The sequence below is a fragment of the Synechococcus sp. EJ6-Ellesmere genome (assembly GCF_024345875.1).
GTDB classification, from domain to species: Bacteria; Cyanobacteriota; Cyanobacteriia; order PCC-6307; family Cyanobiaceae; genus Regnicoccus_A; species Regnicoccus_A antarcticus.
In genome coordinates this window covers 1-19,138 of sequence record NZ_JAGQBY010000014.1, presented here as the reverse complement: position 1 = coordinate 19,138, position 19,138 = coordinate 1, and the positions used below count along the sequence as shown (strand labels likewise).

Genomic DNA, 19,138 nt, shown 5'->3' with positions numbered 1-19,138 from the left:
TGAGCCAGTCCGGGCCCTAGATTCTGGGCCTAAGTTCAAGGCCCCATGCAGGATTTCAATGCCGTCAGCCAGCCCAGCATGAAGCTGCAGAAGCTGCCCACAGGCGTGGAAGGCCTCGATGACATCTGTCAGGGGGGCTTGCCGATCGGGCGCTCCACACTGATTAGCGGCACTTCGGGCACGGGGAAGACTGTTTTTTCCCTTCATTTTCTCCACAACGGCATCCGTCATTTCGACGAGCCCGGGATCTTCGTGACCTTTGAGGAGTCTCCTCTCGATATCATCCGCAATGCCGCCAGTTTCGGCTGGAATCTGCAGGAACTGGTGGCCCAAGGCAAGCTTTTCATCCTGGACGCCTCTCCCGACCCAGACGGCCAGGATGTGGCCGGTAATTTCGATCTGTCCGGATTGATCGAGAGGATCAACTACGCCATTCGTAAGTATAAAGCCAAGCGCGTAGCCATTGATTCCATCACCGCCGTCTTTCAGCAGTACGATGCCGTATCGGTGGTGCGGCGTGAGATCTTTCGCCTGATCGCCAGGCTGAAGGAAATCGGTGTCACCACCGTGATGACTACTGAGCGCATCGACGAATATGGCCCGATAGCCCGCTACGGCGTCGAAGAATTCGTTTCGGATAATGTGATCATCTTGCGTAATGTGCTTGAAGGGGAACGCCGGCGGCGCACCGTGGAAATTCTCAAGCTACGAGGTACCACCCATATGAAGGGTGAATTTCCGTTCACCATGGGAGCCCATGGAGTTGCGATCTTTCCACTCGGGGCGATGCAGCTCACTCAGCGCTCCTCAAATGTGCGCATCAGTTCAGGTGTGCTGCGGCTCGATGAGATGTGTGGTGGCGGATTCTTCAAGGATTCGATCATCCTTGCAACCGGTGCAACCGGCACGGGTAAAACCTTGCTGGTTAGCAAGTTCGTTGAAGATGCCTACAACAACAAGGAACGTGCCATCCTCTTTGCCTATGAAGAGTCAAGGGCACAGCTGCTGCGCAATGCCACCAGCTGGGGTATCGATTTCGAGCAGATGGAGCAGGATGGACTGCTCAAGATCATCTGCGCCTACCCGGAATCCACCGGCCTGGAAGACCACTTGCAGATCATCAAAACGGAGATCGCTCAGTTCAAGCCGGCACGGATGGCCATCGATTCCCTCTCGGCGCTCTCCAGGGGCGTCAGCCACAACGCTTTCCGCCAATTCGTGATCGGGGTTACCGGCTATGCCAAGCAGGAGGAGATCGCCGGTTTCTTCACGAATACATCGGAGGAGTTCATGGGCAGTCACTCCATCACCGACTCCCACATCTCCACGATCACAGACACCATCCTCTTGCTTCAGTACGTGGAAATCCGTGGCGAAATGGCGCGTGCCATCAACGTGTTCAAAATGCGGGGTTCCTGGCATGACAAGGGCATCCGCGAGTTTGTGATCACCGGTAATGGCCCTGAAATCAGGGATTCCTTCTCCAATTTCGAGCGCATCATCAGTGGTGTTCCCCATCGGGTCACCACCGACGAGCGCACCGAGCTCTCACGCATCGCGCGCAGCTTCGAAGGTGAGGAGTCGTTTTAGACCCCTGCCAGATTCGGCTGCGCCAGACGGGCCTGCTGGGAGCGGCGTTCTCCTTCCACCATCAATTCATCGCTGTCGGCCTGCTCGAGGGGCAGGTCGAACCAGAACGTGGTTCCCACCCCGGGCTCGCTCGCCATCTGGATCGCGGTGCCGTGCTTCTCAAGGATGCCACGCACGATCGAGAGACCAAGCCCTGTGCCCACTTCGGTGTGAACAGCGTTCTCCACCCGTTTGAAGCGCTCGAAGAGGCGCAGCTGATCTTCCCGCGAAAGGCCTGTGCCCGAGTCGGCGATCTCCACCCGCAGCCTTGGCAGGGGTGAGCTGAGCTCACAGCTCGGGGCGTCCAGCGCCGGCAGGTTGGCTGGATCGAGATGGCAGGAATCGGGCCACGGGTAGGCCCGCAGCATCACGCGGCCCCCGGCTGGGGTGAACTTGAGCCCGTTGCCCACGAGGTTGTCGAACACCTGCAGCAGCAGATCCCAGTTGCCCCGCACTCCGGGTAGGTGAGCATCCACCTCCAGCTCCAGCTGCACCCCCTTCTCCTCGGCGTTGAGGCGGTAGTTGCGCAGGGTCTGCTCCATGGCCGGGCGCACTTCCATCGGCTCAAGTGTCCAGGTGCGGTCGGATTCGAGCCGCGAGAGATCGAGCACGTCGTTCACCAGTCGGGTGAGGCGGTCGGTCTCGGCGTTGGCGATCGCCAGAAATTCCTGGGTTTCTTCCTCGCTGAGCTGATCGCGAAGATCGTGCAGCGTCTCCACGTAGCTCTTGATGTTGAACAGCGGCGTGCGCAGCTCATGGGACACGTTGCTGATGAAGCGGCTCTGGGCGGCGTTGAGTTCCACCTCCCGCGTCAGGTCCTGCACGGTCATGGCGATGCCCTTCAGGCTTTCCCCCGCGGCGTCCTTGACCGTCTGCAGAACGATGCGCAGGGTGCGCGGCGGTTCGCCGAAACTGCAGCGGACATCAGCACTGTCCTTCTCCCCGCTCACCAGGGAATCAAGCGGCCCCTGCAGCTCCATCGTCAGCACATCGGGCAGTTCACTGCCCAGCTCGTTGCCTTCGAGGTTGCGGCCTTCCCAGCGGAACAGCCTCCTGGCGGTGGGATTGACCAGCACGATCCGTCCCTCGCCATCGAGCAAAGCTGCGCCATCAGCCATGGTGGCGATCAGGCTCTGCTGTTTCACCTGGGCAGCGGTGAGCTCCTCGATGTTGGCGGCGTCGTAGTCCTCCAGCTGGGAGGCCATGTCATTGAAGCCATTGAGCAGTTCCCCCAGCTCGCCACCCACGGGCAGGGAGATGCGTGCCTCGAAATCGCCACCGGCGATGGCGCGCACACCTCTCAGCAATTCCTTCACTGGACGGGTGATCGTGAGGGCATTGAACACTGCTCCCAGGATCACCAGCACCCAGATCGAGATGAACACCGCCACCGTCACTTCGCGGGTGAGGGCCGCGCTGGCGAGCACCGCTTCGTTGGGATTGATGCCGAGGGCGAGCACCCCCAGATAGCGCCCCTCGCTCACCATCGGTACGAACACATCCGTCACCTGGCCATCAGGGCTGAGGTGTTGCCGGATCAGGGGGTTCTGGGGGCGGCGTTGCAGCTCGGCTGGCAGTTCAAGTTTGCGGCTGAGCAGCAGTTCACTGCCGCCGTTGGTGGCGCTGATTGGAATCCCGAGGTAGATCACCCCTTCGGGATCGGCGAAGAAGATGTAACGCAGGCTGCGGCTCGAGCGCCAGAAGCGCTCCGCGACCGCCGCCAGTTCCCGGTCGTTGCCCTCCGCCACCAGCGGTGTCACATTCGCCGAGAGCAGCAGGCCCAGGTCCCGGGCGAAGCGTGTGTCGCTCATGCGCGCATCCATCTGGATGCCATTGAGCGCGAAAAAGGTGATGCCCGTCATCATCAGGCTCACCACCAGGGTGGCCACCGCCAGCAGCTTGGTCTGAAGGCTGAACTCCGCCCACCAGAGGTTGAGTTGCTCCCACCAACCCTGGGGCAACGGCGTGCCGCCGGCACTGTCGGCGCCTGGGGTCGGGGAAGGTGAGGCGTCGTTCACGCCTGGAGGCGAAGCTGCCCTGGCACCCTAGGGGCGCCTGACCTGGTGGCCGATGTCGCGGCGAAAGGTGATGCCTTCGTAATGCACCTGATCAAGGCCGTCGTAGGCACTGGCGAAGGCCGCATCGAAATCCCCCGCCTGGGCCACCACCGCCAGCACCCGGCCCCCGGCGGTCACGCAGGCGCCCGACTCCTCCAGGCGGCTGCCGGCATGGAAGAGCTGCCGCTGGGGCGTGGTCAGCGGCTCGGTGTTGATCACATCCCCCCGGCGCACCTCACCGGGGTAGCCCTCGGCGGCAGCCACCACACAGGCACTGCAGCCACCGGCAATGGTCAGGGGCGGCGCCTGATCCAGGCCCCCCTGGGCGCAGGCCAGCAGCACCGCCGCCAGTTCAGCGCCCAGCAGGGGCATCAGGGTCTGGCATTCGGGATCGCCGAAGCGGCAGTTGAACTCGATCACCTTGGCCCCGTCGTCGCTGAGCATCAGCCCCGCGTAGATCACCCCCCGGTAGTCGATGCCCCGCTGGCGCAGGGCTTCCAGGGTGGGCTCCAGCACCTCCCGGCGCACCTGCTCGAGGGCGCCGGCATCAAGCAGAGGGGCAGGGGCGTAGGCCCCCATGCCGCCGGTGTTGGGCCCGGTGTCTCCCTCCCCGATGCGCTTGTGATCCTGGGCCGGCGGCAGCAGCACCATCGAGCGGCCGTCGGTGAGGGCGAACACCGACACCTCAGGGCCGCTCAGCCGCTCCTCCAGCACCAGGCTTTGGCCGGCGTCGCCGAACCGTCCCGCAAAGATCTCCTCGATGGCGGCGCGGGTGTCCTCCAGGCTCTCAGCCACCGTGACCCCCTTGCCGGCCGCCAGACCATCGGCCTTGACCACCAGGGGCCGCCCCTCCCGGTCCAGCACCGCCAGGGCCTCGCTGCGACTGGAGGCGGCCCAGTAGCCGGCGGTGGGCACGCCCGCCTCCAGCATCAGGGCCTTGGCCCAGCGTTTGCTGGCTTCGAGCCGGGCGCCGTCGGCCCCCGGTCCGAACACCGCGAGGCCTCCGGCCCGCAGGCGGTCGGCCAGGCCGTCGGCGAGCGGACCCTCCGGGCCCACCACCACCAGCGTCACCCCCCGCTCCAGGGCCGCATGCAGCAGGCCCTCCTGGTCGGACTCGCTGATGGCCAGGGCCTCACAGCCCTCCAGCTGGGCCGTGCCGCCATTGCCGGGTGCCACCCAGACACGCTCCACCCCAGGGCAGCGGGCCAGGGCCCAGGCCAGGGCATTTTCGCGGCCGCCTGAGCCAACCACCAGCAACCGGCGCACGCTGGCCTCGGAGGAGTCGGGGGCTGTGGTGCGGGCCGAAGCTGTCATGGGGGCCGGAGCGGCGGAAGTGGCCAATCGGTTCCCTTAGGTTGACCCCCGGTGGACCGCCAGCCGTGTCATTCCTTCTCTACATGCCGGTGGTTCCCGCTGCGCCGCTTGCTTGCCGTGGCCTGGCCCGCTGGGCTGGACGAGCGGCAGGTCTGCTGACGCTGCTGCTGCTGGGCGTCAGCGCCCCCGCGGGCAGCCGCGCGCAGCCGCAGCCGGTTCCGTCGCCTGTCCCGATCCCACAGGTGGCGCCCCCCGGTCCCCCGGTGTCGGTTCTGCCCATGCCGGCTCTGCCGATGGATGAGCAGGTGTTTGCCGCCGCCCTGACGTCCGATCAGCTGACGGTGCTGGAACAGGCTTGCCAGGACTCCGCCCGATTTGATCTGCCTGTGCGGCTCCGCCAACTCAAAGACCGGCTGGTGGCCCTGTACCCCGCTCCCCAGCCCCTGCCGGTGGTGCTTGCCAACGCCAACGCCCTGATCAGTTGCCTGGCGCCGGAGGCGGCCCTGTCGGTGCTGGACCGCTACGGGCCGGGGCCGGGGCTCGAGCGCCAGCAGTGGCTGACCCTGCAGTGGCGGGCGGCCAATGCCGGACTTAACCACCGACGGGCGGCCGAAGCTCTGCGGCGGTTGGCCGACGGTGAGCGCAGCCGCCTGGAGACCACGGCGCTGCCGGTGCGGCTGCGCGACGATGGCACCCTCGATACCCGCTCAGCGCTCGACGTGCTCGCCTCCCATCTGGCGGCGATGGGCCGCCGGCAGGAAGCCGCTGAGGTGCTGCTGGCCGGGCGCCTGCCTGGTGTGGTGGCGGCTGAGCGTTTGAAGCAGGCGGTGGCGCTGCTGAACGATCTTCCCCTGGCCCAGCGCAACGCCCTCATGGAGATGGCCCTTGATCAGGCCGCCGCCGGCGGGGCCTGGGGGCTGGCGGCCCAGTTGCTCGATGAACAGCAGGCCCTGCAGCGGCTCGAGGGGGGGGATCCGGAACCGGCGCGGCAGCGGCGGTTGCGCCTCAGCCGCCGCATCGACGACACCTACGCCGAATGGCTGCTGCGGCGCGATGATCCCTCCGAGGCGAAACGCAACAAGGTGTTGGAGCAGCGCCTGCGCTCCCCGCGCGAGCCTGGAGGCCATGCGCCCTCTGCGGCTCAACCGGCCACCCTGGGGCCCCAGGAATCAGCTCTCCCATCCGTCCCCGAGTCCGCCGAATCCATCACCCCATGACTGCCTACCAGCTGGGCCCGCTCCTCTACGAAGGCAAGGCCAAGCGGGTCTTCCAGACCGATCAGCCAGACCTGCTGGCCGTTGAGTTCAAAGACGAGGCCACCGCCTTCAACGCGCTCAAGAAGGCCGAGCTGGCTGAGAAGGGCACCCTGAACTGCCGCATCTCTGCCCTGCTGTTCGAGCACCTCCAGCACTCGGGGGTGCCCACCCACTACCTGGGTGTTCAAGGCCGGCACTGGATGCTGGTGCGGCCGGTGCGGGTGATCCCGCTGGAGGTGGTGATCCGCAACGTGGCGGCCGGATCGCTGTGCAAGCAGATGCCGATCGAGCCGGGAACGCCGTTGGACCCGCCGCTCCTCGACCTCTATTACAAGGATGACGCCTACGCGGATCCCTTCCTGAGCGAGGCCCGGCTGGAGCGGCTGGCCCTGGTGAACAGTGAACAGCGACTGGAGCTGGAAGCCCTGGCCCGCCAGGTGAATACGGTGCTGCTTGAGCTGTTCGCCCGCATCGGACTGCAGCTGGTGGATTTCAAGCTCGAGCTGGGTTTCACGGCCGACGGCCAGCTGGTGGTGGCTGATGAGATCAGCCCAGACACCTGCCGCCTCTGGGACCTCGACGTGGACGATGACAAGGATCGGATTCTGGACAAGGACCGGTTCCGCCAGGACCTTGGCGGTGTGATCGAGGCCTATGGGGAGGTCCTCAAACGGGTCCAAGGGGTGATCCAAGGGCCAAGCATGTACGGGTAAGGTCACGTCAATTTGCGGCAATGCCGCTTTGACTCGGAGAACCATGGGTGTCATCACCAACGCCCGCACCAGCACTGCCTTCTCCGATGCCGGGCCTCGGTCCCTGCCGCTCACCCTCTGGCTGGGGCTGCCCCTGCTGGCTTTGCTGGCGCTCCTGACTCCCCTGAGAGCGGCTGCCCAGAGCCAACCGGCCGTCGAAGTGGCCCAGGCCGCCGAGCCGGCTCCCGCCTCTGGCCCGGAGCCGACCACGGCCGCCCCGGAAGCCGGCGAACTGGTCCCTGAAGGCGGCACACCGGTTCCTGCACCGGCCGAGACGCCGGCAACCCCACCCACCGGCGAGCCCCCCGCCTCGATCAGCCCCGAAAGCCTCACCCCGGCCAAACCGGATGAACCCAGGGTCCTGGTCAGTGAAGTGGTTGTTCAGGGCCTCGAAGGCCACCCCGAGCGGGAGCGCCTGGAGCTGGCCGTCTACGACGCCATGGTGGTGCGCCCCGGCAGCCGTGTGACGCGCAGCGAGTTGCAGACGGATCTCTCTGCCATCTACGCCAGTGGCTGGTTCTCGGACGTGCGCATCCAGCCCGTGGATGGCCCCCTCGGGGTGCAGGTGGTGGTGATCGCCACCGCCAACCCGGTGCTGCAGAAGGTTGAGTTCGAGGCGGCGAAGGTCAAGCTGCCGCCCGCGGTCCTGGCGGACACCTTCGCTGCGGATTACGGCAGAACCCTCAATCTCAACACCCTGCAGTCCCGCATGCAGGAGCTCCAGAAGTGGTATTCCGATCAGGGTTACTCCCTGGCGCGGGTCACCGGTCCCAACCGGGTGAGTCCTGATGGCACGGTGCTGCTCACGGTTCGCGAGGGCACCGTCGAGGGGGTAGAGGTTCAGTTCCTCAACAAGGAAGGCTCGGCCACCAACGACAAGGGCGAACCGATCCGTGGCAAAACCAAGCCCTGGGTTGTCAGCCGCGAGATCTCGATCAAGCCAGGGGAAACCTTCAACCGCCGTAACCTCGAGGACGACATCAAGCGCCTCTACGGCACCGGCCTGTTCGGTGACATCAAGGTGACCCTGCGGCCCGTGCCGGCCAAGCCCGGCGAAGTGGTGATCGTGCTGGGCATCGTCGAGCAGTCGTCGGGTTCCCTCTCCGGCGGCCTGGGTTACAGCCAGAGCCAGGGGGTGTTCGGCCAGATTCAGCTCCAGGACAGCAACCTGCTCGGCCGGGCCTGGGATCTGGGGGTCAACTTCACCTATGGCCAGTTCGGTGGCCTGGCCGACATCTCCTTCACTGATCCCTGGATCAAAGGAGATGCCTACCGCACGGCCTTCCGCGCCCGGGTGTTCCTCAGCCGCGACGTTCCACAGATCTTCCAGAGTCAGAACAACGGCAACATCAACACGGTCTCCGACTTCTACAAGGCACCGGGCACCAATGTTGCTTATAACATCAACAACAACAACAACCCCGAGAGCAAGACCTTCCGCTCGGTGTCCGAAGCCGAATCGCAATCTCCCAACAACAGCTGGTTTGATTACGAAGGCAATTCAGTTGCCATTCAACGTGCTGGCGGCAACATCCAGTTCGTGCGCCCTCTCAACGGCGGTAACCCCTTCAAACGGGCGCTCTGGAGTGTGGTTCTCGGCCTCAGTGCACAGGAAGTCACGCCGATGAACTTCACCGGTGCCAACCGCCGCTTCGGCGTGAGCACCAACAATTTCGATGGCTCGGATGCTCCCGTCGACGATGTGATCTGCATCGCTTTCAACTGCGCCCGCAGCAATCAGTTGCTGGCCTTGCGGGTGGCTGCCACCCGCAACAATCTCAACGACCCCCGCAATCCCACCTCCGGTTCCTTCCTCAGCGTCGGCACCGAGCAGTATGTCTCTGTCGGCCCCGATTCGCCCACCTTCAACCGTCTGCGCGCCAGTTACAGCTATTTCATCCCGGTCAACTGGCTGAAGTTCTACAAGGGTTGCCGGCCCAAGCCCGGTGAAACCCCCGACTGCAAGCAGACCGTGGCGTTCCAGTTCTCGGCCGGCACGAATATCGGTGATCTGCCGCCCTACGAAGCCTTCTGTGTGGGGGGCTCCAACTCCGTGCGCGGCTATGCCGACTGCGACATGGGCGTGGGACGCAGCTTCGGTGAAGCCACGATCGAGTACCGCTTTCCCCTGTTCAGCATCGTCAGCGGTGAGCTGTTCGTGGATGGCGGCACGACCTTCGGCAGCCAGTCGGGAGTGCCTGGCAACCCGGGCTCGCTGCTCGACAAGCCCGGCAGCGGCTTCTCGGTGGGTACCGGCCTGATCGTCACCACACCGGTGGGCCCCCTGCGTCTGGAGGTGGCCAGCGAGGGCTTCACCGGCGATTGGCGCTTCAACCTCGGTGTGGGCTGGAAGTTCTAGTGACCGTCTGGCCTGAGGACTACAGCCAGGCCTGGACCCTGGCGACGGCTGTCGAGCGCACAGGCGTTGGTCTGCACAGCGGCAGTCCCTGCCGCGTCCGCCTTCAGCCCACCGATACGGCCGGCTACAGGGTGGGCTGGCTGGATGCCCCGGCGCTGGAGCCGGTGGCCCTGCACCCGTCGCAGGTGAGCGACACCCAGCTGTGCACCGCCCTGCGCCTCGACCAGCGCCGTCTGGCCACGGTGGAGCACCTGCTGGCGGCCCTGGCGGGCACGGGCCTCTCCCACCTGGAGCTGCTGGTGGAAGGTGAGGAGGTTCCCGTTCTCGATGGATCCGCCCTGCCCTGGGTGGACGCCATCGCCGAAGCAGGTCTGAGGTGCCTCGGCCACCGCGTGCCACTCCAGCCCTTGAGCGCCCCGATCACCCTGCAGCAGGGCCAGAGCTTCATCACCGCCTTACCAAGCGAGAGGCCCCGCATCGGGGCCGCGATCGAGTTTCCCCAGGGGGCCATCGGCAGGCAGCTCTACTCCCTTGAGCTCACTCCCACCGCCTTCGTCGAGCAGATCGCGCCGGCCCGCACCTTCGGCTTCCGGGAGCAGATCGATCAGCTCCGGTCCGCCGGTCTGATCCGGGGTGGCGATCTTGAGAACGCCCTGGTCTGTGATGGCGATCACTGGCTCAACCCGCCCCTGCGTTTCCCCCAGGAACCGGTGCGCCATAAGCTCTTGGACCTGCTGGGGGACCTGGCGCTGGCGGGCTTGCCCCAGGCCCAGGTCTTCGCCTTCCGTGGATCCCACGGGCTGCACACTGCCCTGGCGGCGGCCCTGGCCGCTCCGTCCCGCTGACCCGAAGCTCGTTGTCCGTTCCTCCCGCTGGCGCCCCCCTGCTCACCTCCGAGCAGATCCTCAACCTGCTGCCCCACCGTTATCCCTTCGCTCTCGTGGATCGGGTGATCGAGTACGAACCGGGCAAACGGGCCGTTGCCCTCAAGAACGTCACCCTCAATGAGCCCCAGTTCCAGGGCCATTTCCCTGGCCGCCCCTTGATGCCCGGAGTGCTGATCGTGGAGGCCATGGCCCAGGTGGGTGGTCTGATCGTCACCCAGATGCCGGAGTTGCCCAAGGGGTTGTTCGTGTTCGCCGGCATCGACGGGGTGCGTTTCCGCCGGCCGGTGGTGCCCGGTGATCAGTTGCGCATCAGCTGCGAACTGCTCAGTCTCAAACGCAAGCGGTTCGGCAAAGTGAAGGCTGAAGTCACCGTCGACGGAGACCTGGTCTGCTCAGGGGAACTCATGTTCTCCCTGGTTGACTGAGGCCATGACCAGCACAGCCGTGGAAACCACGATTCACCCCACCGCGGTGGTCGACAGCCGCGCCCAGCTTGGCCAGGGCGTTCAGATCGGTCCCTTCGCCGTGATCGGTCCCGACGTGCAGCTCGGCGCCGGCTGCCAGATCGGTCCCCATGTGGTGATCGATGGCCGGGTGACGATGGGCTCCGGTAACCGCATTTTCCCCGGCGCCTGCATCGGCCTCGAACCCCAGGATCTCAAGTACGGCGGTGCCCCCACCGAGGTGGTGATGGGCGACGACAACACCATCCGCGAGTGCGTCACGATCAACCGGGCCACGGCTGATGGTGAGCAGACCCGCCTGGGCAGCGGCAATCTGCTGATGGCTTACAGCCATGTGGGCCACAACTGCCTGCTGGGTGACCGGATCGTGGTGGCCAACAGCGTGGCGATCGCCGGCCATGTGGTGATCGGCGACCGGGCGGTGATCGGCGGAGTGCTCGGCATCCACCAGTTCGTGCACATCGGCAAGCTGGCGATGGTGGGTGGCATGAGCCGCATCGACCGCGACGTGCCCCCGTTCGCGATCGTGGAGGGGCACCCCGGCCGGCTGCGCGGCCTCAACCGGATCGGTCTCAAGCGCAATGGCCTGGTGGACCGGGAGGGCGGAGCCGAGCTCAAGCAACTTCTGGCTGTGTGGAACCGGCTTTACCGCAGCCATGAGGTGCTGGCGGAAGCTCTGGAGCACATCCGCGCCGAAACCCTCCTGCCGGCCTCCGAAGAACTCTGCAGCTTCCTCGAGGCCTCGATCGCCCCAGGACGCCGTGGCCCCCTGCCCCACCAGCGCTGATGGTGCGGCTGCTGATCAGCACCGGGGAGGTGTCGGGGGATCTTCAGGGCGGCCTGCTGATCAAGGCCCTCCACGCCGAGGCCCAGCGACGGGATCTGCCCCTCGAGATCGATGCCCTCGGCGGCGAGCGCATGCGCCAGGCCGGCTCCCATCTCCTGGCCAACACCGCTCCGATGGGGGCCATCGGCCTCTGGGAGGCTCTGCCTCTGGTGCTGCCCACCCTGCGGCTGCAGCGGCGGGTGGGGCGCTGGCTCTCCAGCTGTCCTCCCGACGGGGTGGTGCTGATCGACTACATGGGGGCGAATGTGAGCCTGGGCCGCCGCATTCGCCACCGCTTCCCCGCGGTTCCGATCACCTACTACATCGCTCCCCAGGAATGGGCCTTCCGCCTGGGGGAGGGTGGGACCACTCGTCTGATCGGCTTCACTGATCGAATCCTGGCGATTTTTCCCGAGGAAGCCAGCTTCTATGCCTCCCGCGGTGCACGGGTCACCTGGGTTGGCCATCCTCTGCTCGATACCCTCGGCTCCCCGCCCACCCCTGAGCAGGCCCGCGCAGACCTCGGACTGAGCCCTGGCCAGCAGTTGCTGTTGCTGCTGCCCGCCTCCCGCCCTCAGGAGATGCGCTACCTGATGCCGTCCCTGGCCGTTGCCGCGGCCAAGTTGCAGCGGCTTAGGCCTGGGCTGCGGGTGATGGTGCCGGCCGGGCTGGCCAGCTTCGAGGCTCCCCTGTCCGAGCAACTGAAGCGGGCCGGGGTGGAGGCCACGGTGATTCCTGCCGATCGCGCCGATGCCCTCAAGCCGGTCCTCTGTGCCGCCGCCGATCTGGCCCTGACCAAATCGGGAACAGCCAACCTGGAGCTTGCCCTGCGCGGCGTTCCCCAGGTGGTGAGCTACCGGCTCAGCCGGGTCACCGCCTTCGTGGCCCAGCGGCTGCTGGGCTTCAACGTCCCCCACATCTCTCCGGTGAACCTGGTCTTGGGAGAGCGGCTGGTGCCGGAACTGCTCCAGGACGACCTGACCCCGGAGGCGATCGTGGCCGCGGCTCTGCCCTTGCTGGATCCGAGCCCTGAGCGGACCGGGATGCTGGAGGGCTACGGCCGCCTGCGCGCTCTGCTCGGTGAGCCGGGCGTGACCCGCCGAGCAGCCTGTGAGATCCTCGATCAGCTGACGGGATCCCCGACGTGAAGCCATCAGTCAGTCGCCAGGACGGCCCCGGCCCAGGGTCTGAAGGGAGCCGATTTCAGCCGGATCACCGCCTGCAGAGGTGGTCCATGGGGCTTGCTCCAGTGCTGCTGACGCTGCTGCTGCTCGTGCTCCCCGCCGCACCGGCTCTGGCTGCCGTCGAGGAGGCGGTGCTCGCCGGTGGTTGCTTCTGGTGCCTCGAGCATGATCTGGAAACCCTGCCTGGGGTTGTGGAGGCGGTCAGTGGCTTCAGCGGTGGCAGCGTCAGCAATCCCAGCTATCGCCAGGTGACGGCCGGCGGCACCGGCCACATCGAGAGTGTGCGCGTCCGCTTCGACACGGCACGGATCAGCCTGCCCACGCTCCTGCGCGCCTACTGGCGGAACGTGGACCCCCTCGATGGCGCCGGTCAGTTCTGCGACCGAGGCCCCAGCTACCGGCCCGTGATCTTCAGCCGCGGCACCGTCCAGCGGGATCAGGCCCGAGCCAGCCTGGCCTCGGCGGCCCGGGAGCTTGGGGTCAAGCCCAGCGCCATCAAAGTGGAGATCCGGGAGCTCGAGCGTTTCTGGCCCGCCGAGCCTTATCACCAGAACTACGCCGAGCGCAACAAGGTCCAGTACAACTACTACCGCTGGTCCTGCGGCCGCGACCGGCGGCTTGATCAGGTCTGGGGCTCAAGGGCCCGGGGATCGCTGCCGTGGCGCCCGAAGAACTGAAACCACTGGCGCCTGGCTGGAAAGAGGGGTACTCGCACCCTTCCCAGAATCGGCCAATACGCCTACTGTAAATCGACACGGAGTCCAGGCTGAGTGTGTTGTATGTATCTGCTGACGATCCGGGATGGTCTGGTGACTCTCCACATCGGGCCTTACACGAGTCCCAAGCAGGCGGTCGATGATCTGGATCGCTTGCTGGCCTCCTTCGGTGAGCGGGCCCGCTGGCAGATCCATGAGCTGGAGGAACCGGGCAGCCTGCTGGACAAGCCCAAGGCTCCGAAGGGACGGGAGCCCCAGTCGTTGCTGGGTGCTGCGGCGAGCCCGGTGGCCGCCTGAGCCGCTTCAGTTGGGGTTGCCTGCCCCAGTGCGGGGGGCGCGGGGGTAGCCGCGCAGCAGTCCGCTCTCCACCATCAGGCCGACACCTGCGGTCACGCAGATCAGGCCGAGGGTTCCGTACCAGAACCAGGGGCCAGGTGCCGCCAGTTTCTGATTGAGTGCCGCCAGCTGCAGAGTGCGGCGGGTGATGGCCTCTCCCACCAGGCAGAGACCCAGCGGCAGGAGCAGGACCCCCAGCTGAGCGCGGATGTACCAGCGGATCTTCTGGGCAGCCATGGCGTCGGGGTCCGGCGTCAGCGTTGCCAACCTTACGCCGCACCCCCTCGGCTCACCCATTCCACGAGGGTACGGACGCCGAAGCCTGTGGCGCCAGCGGGGTCTAGGCCCCGTCCCTTGTCACTCCAGACCGTGCCGGCGATGTCCAGGTGGGCCCAGGCCAGGTCGGCAGGCACGAAATCCTGAAGGAAGAGCGCGGCAGTGATGGCCCCGCCTGGGCGGGGTCCGGTGTTCTTCATGTCGGCCACCGGGCTCTTGAGCCCCTTTTTGTAGGAGGCCTGCAACGGCATCCGCCAGAAGGCCTCCCCACCGCTGCGGCCCGCCTCCAGCAGGGCTTCGGCCAGGTTGTCGCTGGGGGACCAGAGGCCGGCGATTTCCTCGCCCAGAGCGATCACACAGGCTCCGGTGAGCGTGGCCAGATCAACCACGGCATCGGGTTCCAGCTTGGCTGCGTACACCAGGGCATCGGCGAGGGTGAGACGCCCCTCGGCGTCGGTGTTGTTCACCTCGATCGTCTTGCCGTTGGAGGCGGTGAGGATGTCGCCGGGGTGGATCGCCTCGCCGCTGATCATGTTTTCGCAGGCGGCCACGATCACGTGCACCTCCACGTCCGCCGGCCGCAGTTCGGCGATCGCCCGGGCTGCCCCTAGCACCGCGGCACTGCCGCCCATGTCGTACTTCATCATCTCGATCTGGGATCCGCCGGTCTTGAGGTTGTAGCCGCCCGAATCGAAGGTGAGTCCCTTGCCGATCAGCACCAGCCGCCGGCTGGAGCCACCCTCAGGGCGGTAGGTGAGATGAATGAATTTGGGAGGGAGGCTGGAGCCCTGGGCTACCCCGAGATAGGCGCCCATGCCGAGGGCTTCGCAGTCGGAGCGCTCCAGCACCTTCAGTTCCAGTCCGAACTCCCCGGCGATGGCCGCGGCGGTGTCCGCGAGGGCCTGGGGGGTGACCACGTTCGGTGGCGCCGCCACCAGCTGCCGCGCCAGCTCCACGCCCGCGCAGGTGGCTGACACTCCCTCTAGGCCGGCGGCGGCCCCGGCGGCCAGGCCCAGCAGGCTCACGGCCTCTGGGATCGGCTTGGGCTCGGCCTCACTGCGGAAGCGCTGATCGTCGTAGAGGCTCAGGCGCACGGCTTCGGCCATCGCCCGCGCCGCTGCTAAGGGCTCCAGGCCCTCGGTGGGCAGGGCCAGGCCCAGCTCGCGGCCAGGGCCCGCCGCCTTGGCGATGGCGGCTGCTCCGCTGCGCAGGGCGTCGAGATCGAAGCGGCCCGGTTCTCCCAGGCCCACCAGCAGCAGCCGCAGGGGAGTGGGCTGGAGCTGGGTGAGGCTGACGCACTCGCCCGGCTTGCCCTTGAAGCTCTGGCGCTCCAGCAGCTCCTGCAGTCCGGGTCCGAAGCGTGCTTCGAGGGCCTCGAGGCGTTCGCCCGTCTCCCCCTGGAACAGGCCGACACCGAGGGTGTCACCGCTCCACTCGGCCAGCGCGGTGGAGGGACAGCTGAACTGCATGGGGGCGGAACATCGGGCCGCGATCGTAGCGACGGCGATCAGACGGGATCATTGGTGAACGGGGTGCTCCAGCGCTGGCGGGTCTCTTTGTTGAAGGGCGGTTGCCAGCGGCGGATCAGGGCCTGCTCCAGGGCTCGTCTGGCGCGCACCCCGGCTGGCACGTCGCAGCAGAAGCGAATGCTGCAGCGGCACTCCAGGCCCACATGGCCCATGGCCTCGGCATAGGCCGCCAGGTAGCCCTTGCAGTCGTGCTCCCCTTTCCAGCGCCGGTCGGCCTGGCCGGTCTCGCCCACGTAGAGCAGCAGCGGCGCGGCCAGCCGCGCCGGCCGGTCCATCACCAGGTAGAGGGCAGGGCCCAGCTGGGGCGGCTCGGGCCAGCGCCAGAACTGCAGGTTCTGGGCCTCGAAGGCCAGTGGATCGAAACGGGCGGCCCGCTCCTGGGGATCCTCCACGCCGTTGCGGTTGCCGTTGCCGTCGTCACTGCTGCCGCCGCTGGTTCCGCTGCCAAAGAGGCTGCCCTGCTGATGCTCGCTGGCGCTGCCCTCGAACAGGGGCCCCTGAAACTCAGCCAGCCGCCGCTGCCACTCGAGCAGCTGCTCTCGCAGCAGCGGCGGCGCCGTTGGCCCCACGCTGTCGCCACCCGGCGGGGCGCCGCCCTGGAACAGCTCCTGCTGGCGTCCTCTGGCCACGCTCAACGGGAGGCCGGTGGCCGGGGCGGCCTCGGCAACTCCGGGCCGATGGGGCCCTGGCCGAAGCTCACCCGCCCGATCAGGCCCTCCACCAGCTCGGCCGGCAGTTGCAATCGCTGCTGGAGATCAGCCAGGTCGCGGAAGGGGGCGCGGCTGCGCTCCTGCAACAGACGCCGGCAGCGGGCCTCCTCCAGAGCGAGCTGGGCCCCGAGCTGCTCGGCCCTGCAGCGGTTCAGATCGAGTGCTGCCGGTCGTGCCGCCGGCGCGTCGCCATACCAACGGAACTCCAGCAAGGGCGTCCAGCTGCGGATCAGCTCCCCGTCGAGACCGAGCAGGTTCTGGAGATCCTCCGGCCCGCTCAGCTGCACGCCACCGCTCTGCAAACGCAGCAGCAGGTCCACCTGGGTGGGAGTGCAGCCCGGCAGGCGCAGCCAGTCGGCGGGGGTGGCCCGGTTCACATCCAGGCGCCAGCCCAGGGCCGCGGCCTGGCGGACCTCCTGGGCATTCTTCAGCCGCAGGCCTGGATTCTGAGCGAGTTTGAGGGCCAGCAGGTCGCGCTCGACGCTGTCGTCGCCTGTGCTCGCGGTCTCCGGGGCGTCGGCCTTCGGGGGGGCGGGCGCACGGCGGATCTGGCCCGTGGCCTCGAGCAGGCTGCGGGCGAGGGGATCCAACCAGTGCCCTTTGGCCATGGCGGTAGCCCAGCTCCGTTCAACTGGGGCGAAGTTAGCGGCTGCGGGGTGGCTGTTACGCCAATCCGTACTCGCCCCCGGGGGTGGAGCCCCCCAGAATCGACGTCAATGCTTCATGCCTGGCACGCCCCATGGCCTTCTTCGAATCCGAGATCGTTCAGGACGAGGCCAAACGGCTGTTCACCGATTACCAGCAGATGACCCAGCTGGGGGGCGATTACGGCAAGTTCGACCGGGAAGGGAAAAAGCTGTTCATCGACCAGATGGAGGACCTGATGGGCCGCTATCAGGTGTTCATGAAGCGCTTCGAACTCTCCGAGGATTTCCAGGCGAAGCTCACCGTCGAGCAGCTGCGCACCCAGCTGGGGCAGTTCGGTATGACGCCCGAGCAGATGTTCACTCAGATGCACCAGACCCTGGAGCGGATGAAGCGCGAACTTGAGGCCAGCTCCTGAGCCTGGCGGGCGGCTGCCTACGATCCGCCCCGATGCAAGGTGCACAGATGGGGGAGGCATTGCCGCCTTGGCTGAAGCGGGGACTGGCCGACCTCTTCCCCGCTGGAGAGTCGGGTGATCCGGATCAATCCCTTGCCGCCCGGCTGAAGCAGGCCGCCGGAGCCGAGCGGCCCCTGCGCATCAAGCTCGGCATCGATCCCACCGGCAGCGACATCCATCTCGGTCACTCGATCCTGTTCCGCAAGTTGCGGGCTTTCCAGGATGCTGGCCACACCGCCGTGCTGATCATCGGCGACTTCACTGCCCGCATCGGCGATCCCAGCGGCAGGAGCGCCACCCGGGTGCAGCTGAGCGCGGCCGAGGTGGAGGCCAATGCCGACACCTACCTGGTGCAGCTGGGTCTGGGGCAACCCCCGGAGCAGTCTTTGCTTGATTTCACCACTCCGGGCCGCCTGGAGGTACGCCGCAACAGCGAGTGGCTGGCGGGTCTGGATCTGCCCCAGGTGATCGAGCTGCTGGGCACCTCCACGGTGGGTCAGATGCTGGCCAAGGAGGAGTTCGCCAACCGTTACGGCTCAGGCACCCCCATCTCCCTGCACGAGTTCCTCTATCCGTTACTCCAGGGCTACGACTCGGTGGCCGTGGCCTCCGACCTGGAGCTGGGGGGGACCGACCAGAAATTCAACGTGGCTATGGGCCGCGACCTCCAGCGCCATTTCGGCCAGCGGCCCCAGTTCGGTCTGCTGTTGCCGATCCTGCCGGGTCTCGACGGGGTGCAGAAGATGAGCAAGAGCCTGGGCAACACCGTGGGCCTGAAGGAAGGGCCGCTGGCGATGTATTCCAAGTTGGAGAAAGTGCCCGATGCGGTGGCTGAGCAGTACCTGACCCTGCTCACCGACCTGGATCCGGACCACTGGCCAACCAGCCCGCGGGAGCGCCAGAAGGCCCTGGCCCTGGCGATCACGGCGGCGCGTCATGGCCTGGAGGCCGCCAGCGCCGCCCAGGCCGATGCCGCCAACCTGGTGGCTGGGGAGATGGCGGCCCAAACGGTCCCAGAGACCTCCCTCCCCCCCGTCACCTTCCCGGCCAAGGCCTTCCATCTGCTCAGTGCCCTTGGCCTCTGCGCCAGCAGCAGCGAGGCGCGGCGTCAGATCCAGGGCGGTGGGGTGCGCCTCGATGGCGAGAAGCTCACGGATGTGAACCGCAGCTTCAGCGCCGCCTCCGAGCTGGAGGGCCGGGTGCTGCAGCTGGGCAAGAAGACCTTTCTGCGGCTGGTGGCATGAGCAGCAGCACCACGATCATCCCAGGGACCAGCGGTCCTTCTGCGGACAGGATCATCGTGGCCCTCGATCGCCCTGATGCCGCCTCGGCCCTGGCGCTGGTGGCCTCGATTCCCGATCTGCTCTGGGTGAAGGTGGGGCTGGAGCTGTTCTGCTCAGCCGGCCCCGACGTGGTCAGGCAGCTCCGCGGCGAGGGCCTGCGGGTGTTCCTTGATCTCAAATTCCACGACATCCCGGCCACCATGGCCGGGGCCTGCCGCAGTGCCGCTCGGCTCGGGGCGGAGCTGATCACGGTCCATGCCTGCTCAGGGCGCGAAGCCCTGGCGGCGGCCCAGGCCGGTGCCTGCGAGGGGGCGGCCCAGGAGGGACTGGAAGCCCCCACCCTGCTGGCGGTCACCGTGCTCACCAGCTGGGATGCGGCGCGCTTCAGGGCCGAGCTGGCGATGGCGGAATCCCCCGAGGACTACGTGCCCCGCCTGGCGGCACTGGCGGGTGCCGCC

The 19,138-nt window shown here is 66.9% G+C and carries 19 protein-coding genes; 13 read left to right on the top strand and 6 right to left on the bottom strand.

The genetic code is table 11. The features are described from left to right. Positions 1–45: 45 nt before the first annotated feature. Complete coding sequence (gene kaiC, locus KBY78_RS02665) at positions 46–1,590, top strand: circadian clock protein KaiC (RefSeq protein ID WP_006171918.1); 1,545 nt, start codon at positions 46–48, stop codon at positions 1,588–1,590. On the opposite strand, the gene KBY78_RS02660 is transcribed toward kaiC, so the two are convergent. After that, positions 1,587–3,590, bottom strand: coding sequence for an ATP-binding protein (locus KBY78_RS02660; protein ID WP_255142231.1), 2,004 nt, complete (start codon positions 3,588–3,590; stop codon positions 1,587–1,589). The two genes, kaiC and KBY78_RS02660, sit on opposite strands and share 4 nt — an antisense overlap. Before the next feature lie 84 nt (positions 3,591–3,674). Continuing rightward, complete coding sequence (gene purD, locus KBY78_RS02655; protein WP_255142211.1) at positions 3,675–5,000, bottom strand: phosphoribosylamine--glycine ligase; 1,326 nt, start codon at positions 4,998–5,000, stop codon at positions 3,675–3,677. Positions 5,001–5,065: 65 nt separating this feature from the next. Here purD and KBY78_RS02650 point away from each other — a divergent pair, with 65 nt between their 5' ends. The 9 genes from KBY78_RS02650 (at position 5,066) to KBY78_RS02610 (ending at position 13,741) form a co-directional block, all read left to right on the top strand. After that, on the top strand, positions 5,066–6,217 hold the full coding sequence (locus KBY78_RS02650; protein ID WP_255142210.1) for a hypothetical protein: 1,152 nt from the start codon (positions 5,066–5,068) through the stop codon (positions 6,215–6,217). Beyond that, positions 6,214–6,969: a phosphoribosylaminoimidazolesuccinocarboxamide synthase gene (gene purC / locus KBY78_RS02645; RefSeq protein ID WP_255142209.1), complete on the top strand. Its 756-nt coding sequence runs from the start codon at positions 6,214–6,216 to the stop codon at positions 6,967–6,969. The genes KBY78_RS02650 and purC overlap by 4 nt, the downstream gene beginning before the upstream one ends. A gap of 43 nt (positions 6,970–7,012) precedes the next feature. Next, positions 7,013–9,367, top strand: a complete 2,355-nt coding sequence (locus tag KBY78_RS02640) for a BamA/TamA family outer membrane protein (protein ID WP_255142208.1) — start codon at positions 7,013–7,015, stop codon at positions 9,365–9,367. Further along, the gene (gene lpxC / locus KBY78_RS02635) at positions 9,367–10,212 is read left to right on the top strand and encodes a UDP-3-O-acyl-N-acetylglucosamine deacetylase (RefSeq protein ID WP_255142207.1); all 846 of its coding nucleotides are present in this window, start codon (positions 9,367–9,369) and stop codon (positions 10,210–10,212) included. The genes KBY78_RS02640 and lpxC overlap by 1 nt, the downstream gene beginning before the upstream one ends. A gap of 11 nt (positions 10,213–10,223) precedes the next feature. Then, entirely contained in the window at positions 10,224–10,679 is a 456-nt protein-coding gene (gene fabZ / locus KBY78_RS02630) for a 3-hydroxyacyl-ACP dehydratase FabZ (protein ID WP_006171911.1), read from the top strand. Positions 10,680–10,683: 4 nt separating this feature from the next. Then, positions 10,684–11,505 (top strand): acyl-ACP--UDP-N-acetylglucosamine O-acyltransferase, encoded by an 822-nt coding sequence (gene lpxA, locus KBY78_RS02625; RefSeq protein ID WP_006171910.1) that lies wholly within the window; start codon positions 10,684–10,686, stop codon positions 11,503–11,505. Then, the gene (gene lpxB / locus KBY78_RS02620) at positions 11,505–12,692 is read left to right on the top strand and encodes a lipid-A-disaccharide synthase (protein WP_255142206.1); all 1,188 of its coding nucleotides are present in this window, start codon (positions 11,505–11,507) and stop codon (positions 12,690–12,692) included. Before lpxA ends, lpxB begins: the two co-directional genes overlap by 1 nt. Positions 12,693–12,778: 86 nt before the next feature. After that, positions 12,779–13,405, top strand: a complete 627-nt coding sequence (gene msrA / locus KBY78_RS02615) for a peptide-methionine (S)-S-oxide reductase MsrA (protein ID WP_255142205.1) — start codon at positions 12,779–12,781, stop codon at positions 13,403–13,405. Positions 13,406–13,507: 102 nt separating this feature from the next. Further along, positions 13,508–13,741 (top strand): hypothetical protein, encoded by a 234-nt coding sequence (locus KBY78_RS02610; RefSeq protein WP_255142204.1) that lies wholly within the window; start codon positions 13,508–13,510, stop codon positions 13,739–13,741. A 6-nt stretch (positions 13,742–13,747) separates the two neighbouring features. Here the strand turns inward: KBY78_RS02610 and KBY78_RS02605 are convergent, their stop codons facing one another. From KBY78_RS02605 to KBY78_RS02590, 4 genes are read right to left on the bottom strand one after another with little or no spacing between them, the layout of a single operon-like run. After that, positions 13,748–14,017 carry a hypothetical protein gene (locus tag KBY78_RS02605; RefSeq protein WP_006171906.1) on the bottom strand — a complete coding sequence of 90 codons (270 nt, stop codon included), beginning with the start codon at positions 14,015–14,017 and terminating at the stop codon, positions 13,748–13,750. Positions 14,018–14,049: 32 nt separating this feature from the next. Continuing rightward, positions 14,050–15,525: a leucyl aminopeptidase gene (locus tag KBY78_RS02600; RefSeq protein ID WP_255142203.1), complete on the bottom strand. Its 1,476-nt coding sequence runs from the start codon at positions 15,523–15,525 to the stop codon at positions 14,050–14,052. Between the two features lie 38 nt (positions 15,526–15,563). Next, on the bottom strand, positions 15,564–16,220 hold the full coding sequence (locus KBY78_RS02595; protein ID WP_255142202.1) for a GIY-YIG nuclease family protein: 657 nt from the start codon (positions 16,218–16,220) through the stop codon (positions 15,564–15,566). Further along, positions 16,217–16,903 (bottom strand): hypothetical protein, encoded by a 687-nt coding sequence (locus KBY78_RS02590; protein ID WP_255142201.1) that lies wholly within the window; start codon positions 16,901–16,903, stop codon positions 16,217–16,219. The genes KBY78_RS02595 and KBY78_RS02590 overlap by 4 nt, the downstream gene beginning before the upstream one ends. A gap of 131 nt (positions 16,904–17,034) precedes the next feature. Between KBY78_RS02590 and KBY78_RS02585 the strand changes: the two genes are divergently transcribed. The 3 genes from KBY78_RS02585 to pyrF all read left to right on the top strand — a co-directional run. After that, complete coding sequence (locus tag KBY78_RS02585; protein WP_006171902.1) at positions 17,035–17,358, top strand: DUF1825 family protein; 324 nt, start codon at positions 17,035–17,037, stop codon at positions 17,356–17,358. A gap of 32 nt (positions 17,359–17,390) precedes the next feature. Further along, positions 17,391–18,641: a tyrosine--tRNA ligase gene (gene tyrS, locus KBY78_RS02580; protein ID WP_399215182.1), complete on the top strand. Its 1,251-nt coding sequence runs from the start codon at positions 17,391–17,393 to the stop codon at positions 18,639–18,641. Beyond that, a partial coding sequence (pyrF, locus tag KBY78_RS02575; protein WP_255142200.1) for an orotidine-5'-phosphate decarboxylase occupies positions 18,638–19,138 on the top strand: 501 nt, incomplete at its 3' end. The genes tyrS and pyrF, both read left to right, overlap by 4 nt.